General features: G+C 59.5%; 12 protein-coding genes. 3 read left to right on the top strand and 9 right to left on the bottom strand.

Annotated features, from left to right (window positions below; all coding sequences use genetic code 11):
* Nucleotides 1-10 precede the first annotated feature (10 nt).
* Both ACIPLA_RS02350 and baeS read right to left on the bottom strand, forming a co-directional pair.
* Complete coding sequence (locus ACIPLA_RS02350) at nt 11-694, bottom strand: response regulator (protein ID WP_218395114.1); 684 nt, start codon at nt 692-694, stop codon at nt 11-13.
* 3 nt (nt 695-697) lie between these two features.
* Nucleotides 698-2,116 carry a sensor histidine kinase efflux regulator BaeS gene (gene baeS, locus ACIPLA_RS02345; RefSeq protein WP_401171095.1) on the bottom strand — a complete coding sequence of 473 codons (1,419 nt, stop codon included), beginning with the start codon at nt 2,114-2,116 and terminating at the stop codon, nt 698-700.
* Between the two features lie 113 nt (nt 2,117-2,229).
* On the opposite strand from baeS, the gene ACIPLA_RS02340 reads away from it, so the two are divergent.
* The 3 genes from ACIPLA_RS02340 to ACIPLA_RS02330 are packed head-to-tail and all read left to right on the top strand — an operon-like array spanning nt 2,230 to nt 7,969.
* Nucleotides 2,230-3,426 (top strand): efflux RND transporter periplasmic adaptor subunit, encoded by a 1,197-nt coding sequence (locus tag ACIPLA_RS02340; RefSeq protein ID WP_218395112.1) that lies wholly within the window; start codon nt 2,230-2,232, stop codon nt 3,424-3,426.
* Nucleotides 3,427-3,428: 2 nt separating this feature from the next.
* On the top strand, nt 3,429-6,575 hold the full coding sequence (locus ACIPLA_RS02335) for an efflux RND transporter permease subunit (RefSeq protein WP_401171090.1): 3,147 nt from the start codon (nt 3,429-3,431) through the stop codon (nt 6,573-6,575).
* The gene (locus tag ACIPLA_RS02330; RefSeq protein ID WP_218395110.1) at nt 6,572-7,969 is read left to right on the top strand and encodes an efflux transporter outer membrane subunit; all 1,398 of its coding nucleotides are present in this window, start codon (nt 6,572-6,574) and stop codon (nt 7,967-7,969) included. Before ACIPLA_RS02335 ends, ACIPLA_RS02330 begins: the two co-directional genes overlap by 4 nt.
* Before the next feature lie 66 nt (nt 7,970-8,035).
* Here the strand turns inward: ACIPLA_RS02330 and ACIPLA_RS02325 are convergent, their stop codons facing one another.
* The 7 genes from ACIPLA_RS02325 to ACIPLA_RS02295 form a co-directional block, all read right to left on the bottom strand.
* Nucleotides 8,036-9,034 carry a helix-turn-helix domain-containing protein gene (locus tag ACIPLA_RS02325; protein ID WP_401171086.1) on the bottom strand — a complete coding sequence of 333 codons (999 nt, stop codon included), beginning with the start codon at nt 9,032-9,034 and terminating at the stop codon, nt 8,036-8,038.
* 83 nt (nt 9,035-9,117) lie between these two features.
* Complete coding sequence (locus ACIPLA_RS02320) at nt 9,118-10,596, bottom strand: aldehyde dehydrogenase family protein (RefSeq protein ID WP_218395108.1); 1,479 nt, start codon at nt 10,594-10,596, stop codon at nt 9,118-9,120.
* 76 nt (nt 10,597-10,672) lie between these two features.
* On the bottom strand, nt 10,673-11,521 hold the full coding sequence (locus ACIPLA_RS02315; RefSeq protein WP_218395107.1) for a VOC family protein: 849 nt from the start codon (nt 11,519-11,521) through the stop codon (nt 10,673-10,675).
* A gap of 16 nt (nt 11,522-11,537) precedes the next feature.
* Nucleotides 11,538-13,190 carry a bifunctional 3-(3-hydroxy-phenyl)propionate/3-hydroxycinnamic acid hydroxylase gene (locus ACIPLA_RS02310; RefSeq protein WP_218395106.1) on the bottom strand — a complete coding sequence of 551 codons (1,653 nt, stop codon included), beginning with the start codon at nt 13,188-13,190 and terminating at the stop codon, nt 11,538-11,540.
* Between the two features lie 21 nt (nt 13,191-13,211).
* Nucleotides 13,212-14,033 carry an IclR family transcriptional regulator gene (locus tag ACIPLA_RS02305; RefSeq protein ID WP_218395105.1) on the bottom strand — a complete coding sequence of 274 codons (822 nt, stop codon included), beginning with the start codon at nt 14,031-14,033 and terminating at the stop codon, nt 13,212-13,214.
* A gap of 3 nt (nt 14,034-14,036) precedes the next feature.
* The gene (locus tag ACIPLA_RS02300) at nt 14,037-14,888 is read right to left on the bottom strand and encodes a fumarylacetoacetate hydrolase family protein (RefSeq protein ID WP_401171081.1); all 852 of its coding nucleotides are present in this window, start codon (nt 14,886-14,888) and stop codon (nt 14,037-14,039) included.
* Between the two features lie 316 nt (nt 14,889-15,204).
* Complete coding sequence (locus ACIPLA_RS02295; RefSeq protein WP_401171374.1) at nt 15,205-16,665, bottom strand: carotenoid oxygenase family protein; 1,461 nt, start codon at nt 16,663-16,665, stop codon at nt 15,205-15,207.
* Nucleotides 16,666-16,684: the final 19 nt, after the last annotated feature.

Below are 16,684 nucleotides of genomic sequence, written 5' to 3'. Positions count from 1 at the left end.
TCGACGACGCTCAGGCGTCGGTGAGCTGAAACCGATAACCTACCCCATACAACGACTCGATCGGATGCTCTCCCGGGCAGGCCTGTTCGAGCTTGCGTCGCAGATTACGGATATGGCTGTCGATCGTGCGGTCGGTGACCACCCGGTGATCGGAGTAGATCCTGTCGAGCAACTGATCCCGAGAAAACACTCGTCCAGGAGAGCGGGCGAGGGTATTGAGCAAGCGCAGTTCCAGAGGCGTCAGGTCCAGTGCCACACCGTCGAGGGAGGCTTGGTACTGTGCTTCGTCAATCTGTAGACGCGGTGCTGCTGAGGTCAAAAGATGCGGGCTGCGTCGCAGGATGGCTTTGACCCTGGCGACCACTTCGCGAGGACTGAAGGGTTTGCAGATGTAGTCGTCGGCGCCCAGGTCCAGCCCGAGCAGGCGATCCACTTCCTCGACGCGGGCGGTGATCATAATGATAGGCACGGCACTGAAGTTGCGCAGTTCCTTGCATACTTGCAGACCGTCACGTCCAGGCAGCATCAGGTCGAGCAGGATCAGCCGCGGCTCGCGGGCACGTACCGCCGGTACCACCTCCAGCCCGTTGTCCAGGCACTGGGTCGCATAGCCTGCGGCGATCAAATAGTCGCGCATCAACGCGGCCAGTTTGGGTTCGTCTTCGACGATGAGAATCGGGTTGTCGTTGACCATTGTTCAGGCGTTCCGTGGCAGGCGCAGGGTCAGCCAAAGGCCACCCAAAGGAGAGTGATCGGCACTGAGGCTGCCGCCATGGGCCTGGGCGATGCTGTGACAAATAGCGAGCCCCAGACCGGCGCCACCACTGGCGCGATTGCGTGAGGCTTCGCCGCGGTAAAAACGTTCAAACAGCCGCGGCAACTGATCCGCGTCGACTCCGGGGCCGGAATCAAGGAAATCGATGCGTACGACGTCGCCATCGCTGGCTGCGCGAATGCGCAGCACACCACCCTCATCGGTATAACGGACGGTGTTTTCCAGCAGATTGCCGAACAGTTGCTGCAAGCGCTTGGGGTCGGCCTCCAACCGCAGCGGCGAGGTCGGTAGCTCCAGCTCCAGGCGTAAATGCCGGGCATTGCAACGTTCCTGGAACATCGCCACGCAACTGTCCAGCAACTCGTTGATATCACATTCGCTCTTGCGGTAAGTCAGTGCGCCCACATCGGCCAGAGACAGTTCGTACAGGTCATCCACCAGTTTGCTGAGCATGCCGACTTCGCCTTGCAGCGATTTCATCGAGGATTGATCGAGGGTGCGCACACCGTCCTCAATGGCTTCCAGTTCACCACGCAACACCGACAGTGGGGTCCGCAGCTCATGGGAAACATCGGCCATGAACTCCCTGCGCATTTTTTCGTTGCGCTCCAGCGTATACGCAAGCTGATTGAAGTCGCGAGCCAGCTGACCGACTTCGTCATTGGAAGACACTGCCACCCGGTTGCTGTATTCCCCTGCGGCCAGTCGGTGCGTGGCAGCGGCCACTCGCTTGACCGGGTCAAGCAGGGTGCGGGCAATCCACCAGGCGATCAGCATTGCTAGCAGCAACGAGATTACGCCCATGCCCAGGCTGGTGCGCAACAGGTACAGGCGAAATCGTTCGCCACCGGCTTCGGTCACGTTCTGAAACGGCGTTACCGCCAGCCAGCCGACGGTTTTACCGGCAACCTCGATAGGGCGCATCAGGGCGTCGTCGGCAATCGCCGAGTAGCCGATGACGAGTTGCTTTTGCTGGTCCAGCAGGGCAATGCGAAATACCGCGCCAGTCAGGTCGGAAGTGGGCGGGTTCGGTCGGTGCGGGTCGGTGAAATCTACGCCCGGCTCCGGCCGCATGAGTTCGAACCAGCGATCCGGCTGGTTGCGCAGGAATTCCCAGCTGCCTTCGTGCTCATAGGCGCCGGCCAGGCGCGGCAGTACCGGGGTCATGCGCAGCAAGGCCTGTTCGTTGAGGTAATCAAGAAAGCCCTTGCCGAAGCTCCAGCCGTTGGCCACCCCCATGCTCAGGATGACAAACAGCACGCTGGCCAGTACCGCAACAAACAGCTTGGTGGAGATACTCAGTTTCATGGGCTCGGGCAGGTCGGTGAATGGCCCGCCCATTTAGGCCCCGGCGCGACGAAGATTCAAGCTCGCGGGGCAATCTTCAATTTTCCTGCACATTTGCCTCGCAGTATGGCGCCTGGCTTCAGCCATCCCGTCTTGCAGAGGCATTTATGTCGACCAAACTTTTCGCCAAATCCTTGGTGACCGCCGCCATTCTACTTTCCTTGATCGTCCTGCTCGTGTTGAGCGGATGCTCCCCCGGCGAATCCGCGCCGGTTATCGAACCGCCCAAGGTTTCAGTGATCACCGTGCAGCCCAAAAGCCAGGCGTTGACCACGGAACTGGCCGGGCGCACTCAAGCGTTCATGGTCGCCGAGATTCGGCCGCAGGTTGGCGGTATCGTTCAGCAGCGGTTGTTTGTCGAAGGTGCCGAGGTCAAGGCCGGGCAGGCGCTGTATCAACTGGACGCGTCCTCTTACAAGGCCGCGTTGGCTGAAGCACAGGCGACCCTGGCCAAGGCTCGCGCCACGTTGAAGTCGGCCCAGGCCACTGCCAGGCGTGACGCACAGTTGGCAAAGATCGATGCCATCAGCCAGCAGGACAACGAGGATGCCCAGGCCAGTCTGCTGACCGCCGAGGCTGAGCTGCAAGTGGCGCAGGCCGGGGTGGATACCGCGCGCATCAACCTGGCCTATACCCGCATTAGCTCGCCCGTCAGCGGACGCATCGAAACCTCGACGGTCACCCCTGGCGCGCTGGTGGTGGCCAATCAGGACAGCGCACTGACCACGGTGCAGCAGTTGGACCCGATCTACGTTGATGTCACCCAATCGACCACCGAGTTGTTGCGCCTCAAGCATGACTTGGCCAGCGGCGCGCTGCAAAGCAACGGCGAGGGCGAGGCGCGGATCAGCCTCAAGCTCGACGACGGCAGCACCTACGCCCATGAAGGTCGCTTGAAGTTCAGTGGGGTCAGTGTCAATGAGGGCACTGGCACGGTGACCTTGCGGGCAGAAATCGCCAATCCTGACCGGCTATTGCTGCCGGGTATGTATGTGCGGGCGGTGCTGGAACAGGCTCGGGACGACCAGGCGATATTGATTCCACAACAGGCGGTGAACCGCAGTGCCAGTGGCGTGACCTCGGTGCTGGTGGTGGTCAATGGCAAGGTCGAACAGCGCGTGCTGACCATCGACCGCGCCGTGGGCAATCAGTGGTGGGTCACGGCTGGTCTGAAGGCGGGTGACCAGGTGATTGTCGAGGGCGGGCAGAAAGTCCGAGTCGGTGAATCAGTGGTGGCACAGAACCCCGGTACTCGCAGCCGCACGTTGAAATCGGCGCCTGTTGCCATTGCGCAGGAGGGTTGAGCATGGCGCGTTTCTTTATCGATCGGCCGATTTTTGCCTGGGTCATCGCCATCGTCATCATGCTTGCCGGGGCCTTGTCGATCAGTCAGTTGCCCCTGGAACAGTACCCGGACATCGCGCCGCCGACGGTTCGTATTTCCGCCACCTACACCGGCGCCTCGGCCAAGACCGTGGAAGACTCGGTGACCCAGGTCATCGAACAGCAGATGAAAGGCCTGGATAACCTGACCTACATGTCGGCCTCCAGCAGCTCGGCGGGCAGTGCCAGTATCAACCTGACGTTCACCGCGGGCACGAACCCGGATGTGGCGCAGATGCAGGTGCAGAACAAGCTGCAACAGGCTGAGTCGAGACTGCCGCAGTCGGTACAGAGCGAAGGCCTGACCGTGACCAAGGGCGGGTCGGACTTCCTGATGATTGCCGCCCTGGCTTCTGACAACGAAAGCGTGACCGGCACCCAGATCGGCGATTACATTTCCAGCACCTTGCTGGACCAGATCAGCCGTATTGATGGCGTCGGCGATGTGCAGACTCTCGGTTCGGGCTACGCCATGCGCATCTGGCTGGACCCGGCCCTGCTGGAAAAGTACGCGTTGATGCCCTCGGACATCAGTAGCGCCCTGGAGGCGCAGAACACCGAAGTCTCCGCCGGCCAGCTCGGTGCATTGCCAGCGGTGGCCGGGCAGCAACTGAATGCCACCATCAGTGCCCGCAGCAAACTGCAAACCGCCGAAGAGTTTCGCAATGTCGTGGTCAAGTCCACTAGCGATGGAGCCGTGGTGCTGCTGGGGGATGTGGCGCGAGTCGAGCTGGGCAGTGAAAGCTACGACATCAGTTCAGCCCTCAACGGCAAGCCCGCCGCCGCCATGGGCGTGCAGTTGGCCGCTGGCGCCAATGCGCTTGAAGTCGGCGAAGCGGTGAAGGCCAAACTCAAGGCGTTGGAGCCGTTCTATCCGACGGAAATGCAGCTGAAAAATGTGATTGCCTACGACACCACGCCCTTTGTCAGCCTGTCCATCGAGGAGGTGGTCAAGTCCTTGGGCGAAGCCATCGTCCTGGTGGTGCTGATCATGTTCCTCTTCTTGCAAAACCTGCGGGCCACGCTGATCCCGGCGATCACCGTGCCGGTGGTTCTGCTCGGCACGTTCGGCGTACTGGCGCTGTTCGGCTATTCGATCAACACCCTGACCATGTTCGCCATGGTCCTGGCTATCGGCCTGTTGGTGGACGACGCGATTGTGGTGGTGGAGAACGTCGAACGGGTGATGGGCGAACAGGGGCTGTCGGCCCTGGCCGCCACGCGCCAGTCGATGGATGAAATCACCAGCGCCCTGGTCGGCATTGCCCTGGTCCTCAGCGCCGTGTTCATTCCGATGGCGTTTTTTGGCGGCTCTACGGGGATCATCTACCGGCAGTTTTCGGTGACCATCGTTTCGGCCATGGTGCTCTCGGTGCTGGTGGCCATGACGCTGACGCCGGCGTTATGCGCTACCCTGCTCAAGCCGTCCGATGCCCAGGGCCATGGTGCTCAACGCGGGTTCTTCGGCTGGTTCAACCGCACCTTCGAACGCGGCGCCGAGGCCTATAAAGGATGGGTGGGGGCAATTTTTCAGCGTGGACGTGCAAGTCTGCTGGTGTATGGGTTGGTGGTGCTGGCGATGGCGGCCGGTTATTTCAGCTTGCCGACTTCGTTCCTGCCGGATGAAGACCAGGGCATTCTCATGGCTCAGGTGCAGTTGCCGGTGGGAGCCACGGACAGCCGTACTCAAGCCGTGGTGAAGCAATTCGAAAGCTACATCCTCGAACAACCGGAAGTCGAGGCGCTGATCAGCATCTCTGGCTTGGGCATGAACGGTAACAGCCAGAACGCCGCCCGCGCCTTTATCCGGCTCAAGGACTGGAGCGAGCGGTCGGGGGCAGGGCAGGATTCGGCGTCCATCGCCCAGCGGGCGACCATAACACTGTCGAGCATTGGTGATGCCAATGTGTTCGTGATGCAACCCCCGGCTGTGCGGGGCCTGGGGCAGAGTTCGGGTTTTGATGTGCAACTCAAGGATCTTGGTGGCCTGGGGCATGATGCTCTGGTGGCGGCGCGGGAGAAGTTTATCGACCTGGCCAGCAAAGACCCTCGCCTGCTGGGGGTACGCAGCAATGGCCTGGATGACTCACCGCAGCTCAAGGTCAGCATCGACGATCGCAAGGCCGGGGCCTTGAACCTGAGCACCAGCGACATCAATACCACTTTATCCACGGCGTTGGGCGGCACTTACGTCAATGACTTCCTCAACCAGGGCCGTGTGAAGAAGGTCTACGTTCAGGGCGAGGCTTCGTCGCGGATGCAGGCAGTCGACCTGGAGCATTGGTTCGTGCGCAACAGCAACAATGAGATGGTGCCCTTTTCCTCGTTCGCCAGCAGTTCGTGGAGCTATGGCTCACCGTTGCTGGAACGCTACAACGGCAACGCTTCGCTGGAGGTGGTCGGCGATCCTGCGCCGGGGGTCAGTTCCGGGGTCGCCATGGATGCTGTGGAAGCGATTATCAAGCAATTGCCGGAAGGCATCGGTTATGAGTGGACCGGGCAGTCCTATCAGCTGCGCCTTTCCGGTTCGCAAGCACCCTTGCTTTACGGGATATCAGTGCTGTTCGTGTTCCTCTGCCTGGCCGCGCTTTACGAGAGTTGGTCGGTGCCATTCTCGGTGATGCTGGTGGTCCCGTTGGGTGTGGTTGGTGCGGTGCTGGCCACCCGTTTCAGTGGTTTGAGCAACGACGTGTACTTCCAGGTCGGGCTGTTGACCACCGTGGGGTTGGCGGCCAAGAACGCGATTCTGATCGTCGAATTCGCCAAGCATCTGCAAGAGCAGGGCAACAGCTTGCGGGAGGCGACGCTGATCGCCGTGCGGCAACGCCTGCGGCCCATTCTCATGACGTCCCTGGCGTTCATGTTCGGCGTGCTGCCTCTGGCCTTGAGTTCCGGCGCCGGTTCCGCCGGGCGCCAAGCCATCGGCACTGGCGTGCTGGGCGGGATGTTCACCGCCACGGTGCTGGGGATCTTCTTCGTACCGTTGTTCTTCGTGCAGATTCGCCGTCGCTTTGGCCGCGTTTCCACGGCTTCGACCTCCGTCCAATCCGCCCAGACAGGTGACACATGATCAAGTTTCGCTGGCCACTGCTGGCCGTCCTCGTGCTGCTCGGTGGCTGTATCAATCTGGCGCCGCAGTACGAGCGCCCTGAAGCGCCTGTCTCCGAACAATGGCTGCCGCCCGCCAGCACGCCCAAGGGGGAGGCAGGCGCCGATATCGAGTGGCAGCAGTTCTTCACTGACAGCCGTCTGGCGCGCTTGCAGTCCCTGGCCCTGGTCAACAATCGCGACCTGCGCCTGGCCAGCCTGAACATCGAAAAGGCGCAGGCTCAGTACCGCATCCAGCGAGCCGAGGCCTTGCCTTCGATCGATGCCGGCGTCAGTGGCACTCACAGTCGCACGCCCGGTTCGTTGTCCAGCAGTGGCTCGGCGGCCACCACTCATGACTACAGTGCGCAACTGGGCCTGAGCAGTTATGAAGTGGACGTGTTCGGGCGGGTACAGAACCTTCAGGACGAAGCGCTGGAAGACTATCTCGCGCTGACCGAAACCCGGCGCAGCACGCAGATCAGTCTGGTGGCCGAAGTGGCCACGGCCTGGTTGACCCTGGCGGCGGACAACGAGCGGTTGCACTTGGCCCAGGAGACCTTGCGCAGTCAGCAGGCGACCTACGAATTGACTCAGCGTAGCCACGCATTGGGTGGTTCTTCCGGTCTGTCTGTGGCGCAGGCGCAAACCACTGTGGAGTCGGCTCGAGGCGACGCGGCGGTCTATGAAAGCCAGATTCTCCAGGACCGCAATGCGTTGCGTCTGCTGGTTGGCAGCGATATTCCCGAGGAGCTGTTGCCAGGCGCGAACCTGGAATCGGCTGCGGCGCTGGTTCAAGTGCCGGCGGAGCTTCCGTCCAGCCTGTTGCAACGACGCCCGGATGTGTTGGCTGCCGAACACACGCTCAAGTCGGCCAATATCGACATCGGCGCGGCCCGTGCGGCGTTCTTTCCGAGTATCAGCCTGACGGCCAGTGCGGGGTCTTCAAGCTCGGCCTTGTCCGGACTGTTCAAGTCCGGCAGTGGCGCCTGGACGTTTGCCCCAAGCATAAGCCTGCCGATCTTCGATGCCGGTAGTAACCGCGCGACGCTGGATTCGGCCAAGGTCGAACGCGAAATACAGGTGCAGACCTATCAGCAGACGGTGCAGAGCGCGTTCAAGGAAGTGGCCGATGCCCTGGCGGTACGCAGCACGCTGGATCGCCGCATTACGGCTCAGCAAGCGTTGACTGACGCCAGCCGCAAAAGCTTCGAACTGTCCGACGCCTTATACCGTGGCGGTTCGCAAAGCTATCTCGAAGCCTTGGACGCCCAACGCTCGCTGTACAGCGCACAGCAGGACCTGATCACCCTGCGCCTGACCGAACAGAGCAACCGGGTGACGTTGTACAAGGTGTTGGGCGGCGGCTGGAATTAATGGCAGAAGGTCGAGGGCCAGTCGTTTTGTCCATTTCACCAGTCTGCACCCAATTTGCAAACAGACTTATGCAGCGGTCGATTCCACTCTGATGTCGCTCGCGGTATCACGGAACAGCCGAGGCGAAATGCCGAACGCCGATTTGAACTGTCTGCTGAAGTGAGCACTGCTGCCATAGCCCCAGGCAAAGGCAATCTCGGTGAGTGAGCGATGGGCATGTTCCCGGTTGCGCAGATCTTCGGCGCAACGCGACAAACGCCGCTGCCAGATGTATTCGCTGATGCTGCAGCCAAGCTCCTCCTGAAACGCTCGGTGCAAGCTGCGCACCGAGCATTGCTCTGCGTTGGCGATGCGCTCGATGGTCAGGTCGCGGTCGGCCAGGTGGCGCTCGATATAGGCCTTGAGGCGGTTCTGCTTGAAGAAGCGGAAGTCGTGTTCGAGTTGCTTTTCTTCCTGTTTATTCTTCAGAACGTTATCCAGAAGCCCCACGATACTGTCGCCGATCAGCCCTGCCGAGTTATTGTTGAGCAAGGGATATTGGTTGTAAGCATCACTGACGAGATGCATCAGCATTCGGCCCAGCCCATTGCGACCGTTAAGATGAACATCGCCCGCTTGCGTGAGCAGTTCGCTCCTCCCCTGGAAAAGCAGGATGAAATGTTCGCAGCCTTGAGTACTGGTGACGCTGAAAGGCTGGCCGCTGTCGACCAGTAGCATCTCGTCAGGCGCTAACGCGCTGCTGTGTCGACCTTGCTCGAAATGACTGACACCGGCAATCTGCAGTATCAACATGCGCGGGGTGTCGAGCGAGTCGACCGCTTTGCTCAGATGGCGTGAGTATCGATGGGCACTGGCGGTCATTCGACAGAAACGCAGCTGACCCAGGTCTCCATATTCCAGCCGCCCCTGAAAGTTGTTGTTATGCAACGGGTCGATGAACGTAGATTCCAGGCGCTTGATATAGTCCGGAGTGCGGCCCAGGTGATCACTCATGAACTCTTTCCACTTCATCAGCCGGTCGGAGTGAACGATTTGATCGGTGGACACACAGGCTAAATTGCTCATTTTTCGCCTCTATTTTTTATTGTTTTTTGTCGATTGGGCAAAGGAGCTTGCCCAATCCTGGCCGAGTCAGTATTGGCAAATAATCAGAAGGGGTAGTTATGGCCTCCGGGCTGCCAGGTGACCCAATGGGCACGGGTGAACTCATCCAGGGCATAGTGACCATTGAAGCGTCCGAGGCCTGAGTTTTTTTCACCACCGAAGGGCGCATTGGGCTGATCATCGACGGTGATGTCGTTGATATGGGTCATGCCCGCCACGATGCCACGGGCAAAGTTCAAGCCGCGGGCCATGTCCCGGGTGAACACCGCGCTGGACAGGCCATACTCGCTGGCGTTAGCCAGTTCCAGGGCATGGGCTTCGTTTTCGGCGATCAGCAGCGGCAGCAAGGGCCCGAAGGTTTCATCGCGCGCCAGTTCCTGATCGGCCCCCACCTCACCGAAGACATGGGCAGGCAGCACCAGCCCAGATGCCGGGCCTCCACAGAGCCGTTTGAGGCCCGCGTTTTCGGCGGCATCGATTTTACGGAGCAGGCCATCGAGCTGGTTCTGATTGACCACGGGTCCAATCACCGTGTCTGCGTTGGCCGGGTCGCCGGTCTTGAGATTGCGCACTCGCTCCACGACCAGCGCCGTGAAGTCTGCATACAGCGAGCGGTCGACGATCACCCGGTTGACGCTCATGCAGATCTGGCCTTGATGCAGGAAGCGCCCAACCACCGCGGCGTGCGCCGCGATTTCAATATCCGCATCATCCAGGACCACCAGCGGAGCGTTGCCGCCCAGCTCCAGCGCAACGCGTTTGATGTGTTTGCCACCGGTTGCGATACGGCCGACATTGCGACCCACATCCGTTGAGCCGGTGAAAGAGATCAGGCTCGGTACCGGGTGTTCGACGAAGGCATCGCCAATCTCCGAACCTGCGCCTACCACGACATTGAGCGATCCATTCGGGAAGCCTGCTTCTTCGAACAGGTGGGCAATCAGCAGGCCTCCGGTCACCGCCGTGTCGCTGGCGGGCTTGAGCACTATGGTATTGCCGAGCGCGAGAGCCGGTACCACCGAACGCATGCTCAGATACAAAGGAAAATTCCACGGACTGATAACACCGACCACACCCAGTGGTTCACGAAAGACAAAGCTCTGTTCGCCAGGCTTGTAGCTGGTCAGAATCCGTCCTTCAACCTGCATCGGCAACGTTGCGCACTCACGAACAAGGCTCAGGGTGAATTGCCATTCCATGCTCGCTTTGATACGTGTACTGCCGGACTCCCGAATCAGCCAGTCGATGATTTCGTCGCGGCGGCTCTGGATGACCTGAGCCAGTTTTTCCAGTTGGGCGCTGCGCTGTGTTGGATGCAGCTGTGCCCATGCCGTTTGCGCACGATGTGCAGCCTGATAGGCATCATCGAGATCGGCAATCGACGCCAGCGGCATCTCCAGCAGTTGTTCGCCATTGAAGGGATTGCGGTCATCCAGGCGTCGTGAGGAGCGACCGGCACGCCAGGTGCCGTCGATGTATTGGTCGCCGTTGATGGAGTAGGGGGTGAAATGTCGAGTCGTCATAGTCTTACCTTTGGAGGCAGGTGGCCGCGTCGATTAAGGAAGTTGATGATGCAAAACCTTGTCTGTAAAAAAGTGCTCAGCTCCTGATCCAGGCGCGTCCCCAGGAGTTGAGCGTGTATTCCCCTTGCGGCCAGACACCGGGTTGGCGGGCGGCATCGGTCATTTCCAGTTCGGCCGAGAACTCCAGGCGGTTGCGATCGGCATCGACCACCATGAAAAACAGATTGTTGCCCGGCCCATGTCGGCCGGGGCCGAAGAAGATGGTGATACGTTCCTTGGCGAAGCGATCACCCCAGTCGCGGATGTCATTCCATTCGTTGGTTTCGTAACAGTGGTGATCCCATTCGTTGTTCGAACCGCGGAAAAACGCCAGCGAGTGATGCTCATCATCCGAGCGCAGGAAGCACACCATGAGCTGGCCGGTCTGCTCATCGACGACATTGTCCGAGACGGTAAACCCGACCGTATTGACGTAGAAATCGATCATGGCTTCCAGCTCAGTGGTTTGGAATACCACGTGCTGCAGGCGGCCCGGCATGCCTTGTCGGTCGACACCGGAATCAGTGCGAGATACGCCAAATATCGTTTGCCGGCCCTGAGGGTCACGAATCAGAAAGGCACCCGGTTCGAGCAACGGTGAGTCGATGTCTTCGACAGCACAGTCGTGCTCGATCAGGCGAGCGCGCAGTTCTCCCAGCCGAGCCTGATCGCCCAGGTCATAGGCCGCCGCGAGCAGGCCACTGTGATCGGCGGGCGACACGAGCATGGCGCGTTGTGGGCCACTGAGTATCCAGCTGCCATCGGGTTGCGCCAGGCCGTCCATGTCCAGCATCCGCCGATAGAAATCGATTTGTCGTTGCGGCTCTTTGCTCGCCAGGTGCAGGTAGCACAGGCGCGCAGGGGTGCAGGTCTGTAGGGTTTGCATAAACACCTCCGTGACTTTAAGGGGTCAATGAAAGACTGGCGTGATGCGGGTCTCGGCTTCGGGGTATCGCCGAGGCGACGCCGAACAACGACTGCAACGACTCGGCAGCCTTTGTTTCGCCGGCCTTGTCGAAGATGGCGGCGATATAGCGATCCGGGCGCAGCAGCAAAAACTTGTTTGAATCGCCCAGTATTTCTTTGAGCAACCCCTGGCGGTCATGAAGCACCGTGCAGCCAGGTATCGAAGGCATTGTTTTGACATGCTCGGGAAGGATCAGAATGCGTTTGGCTTCAAGGTGGAACCAGAAGCCATGCTGGAGTTCATCGATGCGTTGGCGGGTGTGGTCGCCGTACTGAATCAAGGCGAAGCCGGCGCCGATCGAGTCATCGAGCAGAGATGCCTGGCCCTGGGCATCGGTGAGCATCGGTTGAGGGAACATGTGCCCGCAGGAGAGTTTTCCGGCTTCACCTTCGGTCAGTACCAGTCCTTTGGTGAATCGGGGTTTAGGCTTGAAGCGCATTTGCAGGAAATAGTCCCGCAACGGTGGCAGCAGGCCGATCAACGCGAATGCACCGCTGATCAAGCGAGCGCGCAAGACGGTTGCCGGCGCCATGACCACGCCGAGGTTCAAGGCCAGTCTGATCAGTGCCCAGGCGTGATCGCGACGCTCGCTTTCGTAAGACAGCAGAGCCGTATCAGCCATTTTGCCCTTCAGCACGCCAATCAGTTTCCAGGCCAGGTTATGGGCATCGCGAACACCGCTGTTCATGCCTTGTCCGGCATAAGGCGGGGTCAGATGGGCGGCATCGCCGGCGAGAAACACACGGTCTACTTGCCACCGCTCGGCAACCCGGGCGTGGAAGGTGTAAACGGTTTTGCGCACGATGGATGCCGGGGTGTTGCCCTTGAAGGGCTGAAGCAACGCTTGCAGGCGAGTGTCGCTGAGCACCTGTTCATCCGTTTCGTGCGGCTTGAGCAGAAACTCGAAGCGGCGGGTACGGTGGGGACCGGGCACTTCTACGACAGGGCGGCGTGCATCGCAGTACACGCGTGTTTGCCAGAATGGATCGTCATCTTGATCGGTGTCGACCACCAGCCAGCGCGAGGAGAAGCTCGAGCCAACCATCTCGATTCCGAGTTGCTTGCGCACCGGGCTACGGCCGCCGTCGCAGGCGACCAGATAGGCAGCGTTGACTTCCATCATCTCGCCATCGGCGTCACGAATCAGCGCGCGCACGCCATGGTGGTCTTGACTGAATTCCAGCAGCTCGTGGCTGAACCGCGCCGTCAGGCTGGCAAAGCGTTCGAGGCCTTTCTTCAGGGTGCCCTCGAACAGTGGCTGGCGAAAGGCATTGCGCTTGGGGAACCCATACAACTTGCCAGTAGGCTCGACTTTGCCGAAGCAGCGGCCACCGGGCCGAGTGAAATAGTGCACGCCGTAGCCAGGCACCACATCACGCAATACGGCTTCATCCAGCCCGACGGCCTGCATGGTGCGCAGGGATTCATCATCGATCGAGACGGCACGAGGTTCGGTCACGGTCCCGGGCTTGCGATCGATGATCAATGTGTTCACACCTGCCTGGCCAAGCAGGTTAGCCAGGGTCAGTCCTGTAGGACCGGCGCCGATGATCAGCACGTCGGTGTTGATACTGTTGAGGGTTGTCATTGTTATTCCCTTACGGATGGCTCAGTCCAATTGCTTGGGACGGTTGGCGAGTGCCACCATGAGCTGCGACAGCTTCTGCGCCAAGGCAAGGATTTGCTGTCCCTGTCCTTCTTCCTGAGCTCTGTCGCGTTCTTGAATCGGGCGAACGCAGCTGATGCTGCCGACGACTTTGCCGTCGCCATCGAATATGGGGGCGGCCAACCCGTAGACGCCCGGGTCGACCTCGCCTGCGCTGGCAACATATCCCTGACGACGTAATTGCTGCAGCGAACGGCGGAACTGTTCCCAGGTCTGGCCAAGGTTGCTGGCGCGCACCTCATCGGGGTTTTCAAGAAATAGCTGACTGTGCTGGCGCGCGTTCATGTTGGCGAGGATTGCCTTGGAGGTCGCGCCCAGGAACAACGGCCTCGGTGAACCGCGTGAATAGCTGACCTCGCTGAACAAATCACCGTGCTGGTGAATACAGACCACTTGGTCTTTGAACAGTCGGCAGATCAGCCAGACTTGCTGCTCGCTCCAGCGTGGGAAGCCCGGCTCCAGCGATTGCGCCGCGCGCACCAGCGGATCGCTCAGCCGCAACTGGCGGTCCCAGGTAATGATCCGGGCACCCAGCGCGTAACGCCCGGCTTCGACCTGGAACAACAAGTTCGCCTCGGCCAGTTCACGCACATAGCGGTAGACGGTAGAGCGGGTAAACCCCAATGCGCAGACCATGTCGTCGACAGCCCAGATCGGACTCTTTTCGGTGAACAGATCGAGTACCCGCAGCATGCGTTCCAGGCTCGATCCTTTGGTGTCGGTATCCTGATCTGGCAGTTGTTGTGATTCAGATAGTCTGTCCATTGCTTAGTGCTCGTCGACGATGCTGTTGCGCAGGATGCCGATTCGTGAAATCTCGATCTCGACTTCATCGCCCGGCTTCATCCATACCGGCGGCTCACGGAAAGCGCCGACGCCACCGGTGGTACCACTGACTATCACGTCGCCGGGAGCCAGTTCGGTGAAGGTGGAGCAGTATTCGATCAGCTTGCGGACATCGAAAATCATGTCGCTGGTGCTGGTGTGCTGCATCACTTCGCCATTCAGGCGGGTGGTCAGCTCCAAGTCCTGCGGATCACCGATCTCGTCGCTGGTAATCAGCCAAGGGCCAAAGCCGCCGGTGTTCGGGAAGTTCTTGCCCGGTATGAACTGAATGGTGTGCTTCTGCCAGTCGCGGACGCTGCCATCGTTGTAGCAGGCGTAACCGGCTACATAGTCCAGCGCGTCGGCCTGTTTGACGTGACGCGCCGGTTTACCGATCACCACCGCCAACTCGCCTTCAAAATCAAGCTTGTGCGAGGCTTTGGGCCGAACGATGGGTTGCAGGTGGGCGTTCTGGCTGTCGGCGAAGCGTGTAAAAATCATCGGGTAGGTCGGCATCTCACGACCGGTTTCACGCACATGAGTGGCGTAGTTGATGCCAATGCACAGCACTTTGCCCGGGTTCGGGATAACGGGCAGAAAGGTCACTTCAGCCAGCGGGATGCGCGGCAGGCTCGCCAGAACGACGCTGGTCAGATCGGCCAGACGGTTGTTGGCAATGGCTTGCTTGAGATCGGTGCCGAAGGTGAGTTTGAGCGATTCCAGGTCAATAACCTGATCGCCGTCGACAACACCGTAAGTGCTACGGCCTTGAACAATAAAGCTCGCGAGTTTCATTGAGTGCTCCTTGATAGAGGATCAGTGCATGCGCACGGGGTGCAAAAAGGCATGGCCGTGGGTAAGCGCGGCGGCTGAGGTTTAATCTAGTTGTGTGATTTAATCCTGTAAAGTGGGAATTTTAATAAATCCCGCAATACAGAAATAGTGCGTTTTTGTGTGTTGTGGACAGCTCTTTGCCGACCCTCAGGAACAGGCAATACGGGACAGTGACGTTAGAAATGTCATGCAGTCGGCGATGCTGTGGGACTCAGAAGGATAGAAGCCGCATTCCGGCTGGGTTCATCACAGACTTCTGGTCATTTCAGCGGACAGTTCATTGCTTCATTTTTTTGCTTGGCGCCCAGCAACCGTGCAACGACATGCGCATCCGGAATGGGATTTTGATTCGTGCAATGGGGCCGCTCTCCATGTCGCGAGAATCCAGAACCACGAGCTCACTACGACCTTCTGCGATGAGATTGAGAAGGGCAACGACATAGCCATCTGCTTCCCCCGCATCAGGGGAGCGCGGAATGAAAATGGGCTCCTGGAAGCATCCGCTGTCACCGGGGAACCAGGCGTCGGTGGTTCCTGTTTTCAGGTTCACATGAGCCAGCAGGTTGAAGAATTGAAACGGCATCGGTCCATTCGCAGGGTTGTATGGGCGCTCTGGATCAAAGGCGAGTATGAAGCCGTGTTCGTACTTTCTACCGATGTAGCGGTCATCACACCTTGGAAACTCGCAGGGATAGTCAGTCAATGGCTGCGGTTGAATGTCATCCCGCGTACCGGTCAGGTCGAAGGTCCAGCGCATCAGGCAGGCCGCCAGCGTTTCGGGTGGCGGGACATGACCGTCCGCCTGTGGAAAGAAGTAGAAGATGTTCCCGCCGGTAACCGGCATGTCTACATAAACCTTGCCATTGTCATCGAACGCATTGAGCGTATGGCCTTGGAAGCCGTCCTTCGGGCCCTTAAACCAACGAACATCTTCCGCGCGTCCATTCCGTGGCACCACGGCGAAAAGCTGAGGTAGATGGGGTTGCCATTGAAAATGCGGCCCGCCGTTTCTCATGCGTTCGACGTCCACCGTCAATGGAATCAGCGGGAACACTACGTAGCGTTCGGTCACCGCAAAATCATGAACCATGGCCGCATAAGGTGCCTGGAACCAGATCTCATGCAGTAGTTTCCCGTCCGGCGAGATTTCGAAATAGGCCAGGTCAGGCGTGCCGTCCCCTTTGGCTTCATAGCTGAATGCCAAGAGGTTTCCTGTTGCCGGGTCGAGCTTGGGATGGGCTGTGAATGTCGCTGATTTGACCTGGTCGTCAAAATTCCATTCGCCAAGGGTCTCCAGCGTTTCGAGATCCATTGCCCAGGGCATGGCATCTTCTTTGAGCGCAAGCAGGACGCCATTGTGCGGCACCACGGTTGTGTTCGCAGTCGTGTTGTTCTTCGCCGCGAGCGGGTCATTGGTGTAGACGTTTCGATAGATGCCATTGAGCGAACGACCTTCACGGCGCTGAGCCATCAAACGATCAGTCTTCACGTAGCGGCGTCGCATCGAGACCCTGCCGTCGGCGAAGTAGAAGCCGCTGACCATCCCGTCACCGTTGAAAAAGATATCGTTGCCCAGCAAGGGCGGGTACTGCGGGTCTGGCGCGACCTGATAAAAAGTCCCTCGGATCGAGGCGGGAAGGGCGCCTTCAATCTCGAGGTCGAACACCTCTGCTTCCACGCGGCTGGGCGTATAAAGAGCGCCGGAAAATTCAGGGGTTTGGGGAAATTGGCTGGTCATCAGGACAACCTCTAATGAT

The sequence above is a fragment of the Pseudomonas sp. NPDC086112 genome (assembly GCF_044746425.1).
Taxonomy (GTDB): Bacteria; Pseudomonadota; Gammaproteobacteria; order Pseudomonadales; family Pseudomonadaceae; genus Aquipseudomonas.
The sequence above is the reverse complement of the archived record's forward strand: the minus strand, read 5'-3'. Positions and strand labels throughout refer to the sequence as shown.

What these genes read in the sequence shown, in the direction of transcription:
- ACIPLA_RS02340 (WP_218395112.1), top strand. Translation starts at nt 2,230, where the DNA reads ATGTCGACCAAACTTTTCGCCAAATCCTTGGTGACCGCCGCCATTCTA.
- ACIPLA_RS02325 (WP_401171086.1), bottom strand. Translation starts at nt 9,034, where the DNA reads ATGAGCAATTTAGCCTGTGTGTCCACCGATCAAATCGTTCACTCCGAC.
- ACIPLA_RS02295 (WP_401171374.1), bottom strand. Translation starts at nt 16,665, where the DNA reads ATGACCAGCCAATTTCCCCAAACCCCTGAATTTTCCGGCGCTCTTTAT.
- ACIPLA_RS02335 (WP_401171090.1), top strand. Translation starts at nt 3,429, where the DNA reads ATGGCGCGTTTCTTTATCGATCGGCCGATTTTTGCCTGGGTCATCGCC.
- baeS (WP_401171095.1), bottom strand. Translation starts at nt 2,116, where the DNA reads ATGGGCGGGCCATTCACCGACCTGCCCGAGCCCATGAAACTGAGTATC.
- ACIPLA_RS02300 (WP_401171081.1), bottom strand. Translation starts at nt 14,888, where the DNA reads ATGAAACTCGCGAGCTTTATTGTTCAAGGCCGTAGCACTTACGGTGTT.
- ACIPLA_RS02330 (WP_218395110.1), top strand. Translation starts at nt 6,572, where the DNA reads ATGATCAAGTTTCGCTGGCCACTGCTGGCCGTCCTCGTGCTGCTCGGT.
- ACIPLA_RS02350 (WP_218395114.1), bottom strand. Translation starts at nt 694, where the DNA reads ATGGTCAACGACAACCCGATTCTCATCGTCGAAGACGAACCCAAACTG.
- ACIPLA_RS02305 (WP_218395105.1), bottom strand. Translation starts at nt 14,033, where the DNA reads ATGGACAGACTATCTGAATCACAACAACTGCCAGATCAGGATACCGAC.
- ACIPLA_RS02320 (WP_218395108.1), bottom strand. Translation starts at nt 10,596, where the DNA reads ATGACGACTCGACATTTCACCCCCTACTCCATCAACGGCGACCAATAC.
- ACIPLA_RS02310 (WP_218395106.1), bottom strand. Translation starts at nt 13,190, where the DNA reads ATGACAACCCTCAACAGTATCAACACCGACGTGCTGATCATCGGCGCC.
- ACIPLA_RS02315 (WP_218395107.1), bottom strand. Translation starts at nt 11,521, where the DNA reads ATGCAAACCCTACAGACCTGCACCCCTGCGCGCCTGTGCTACCTGCAC.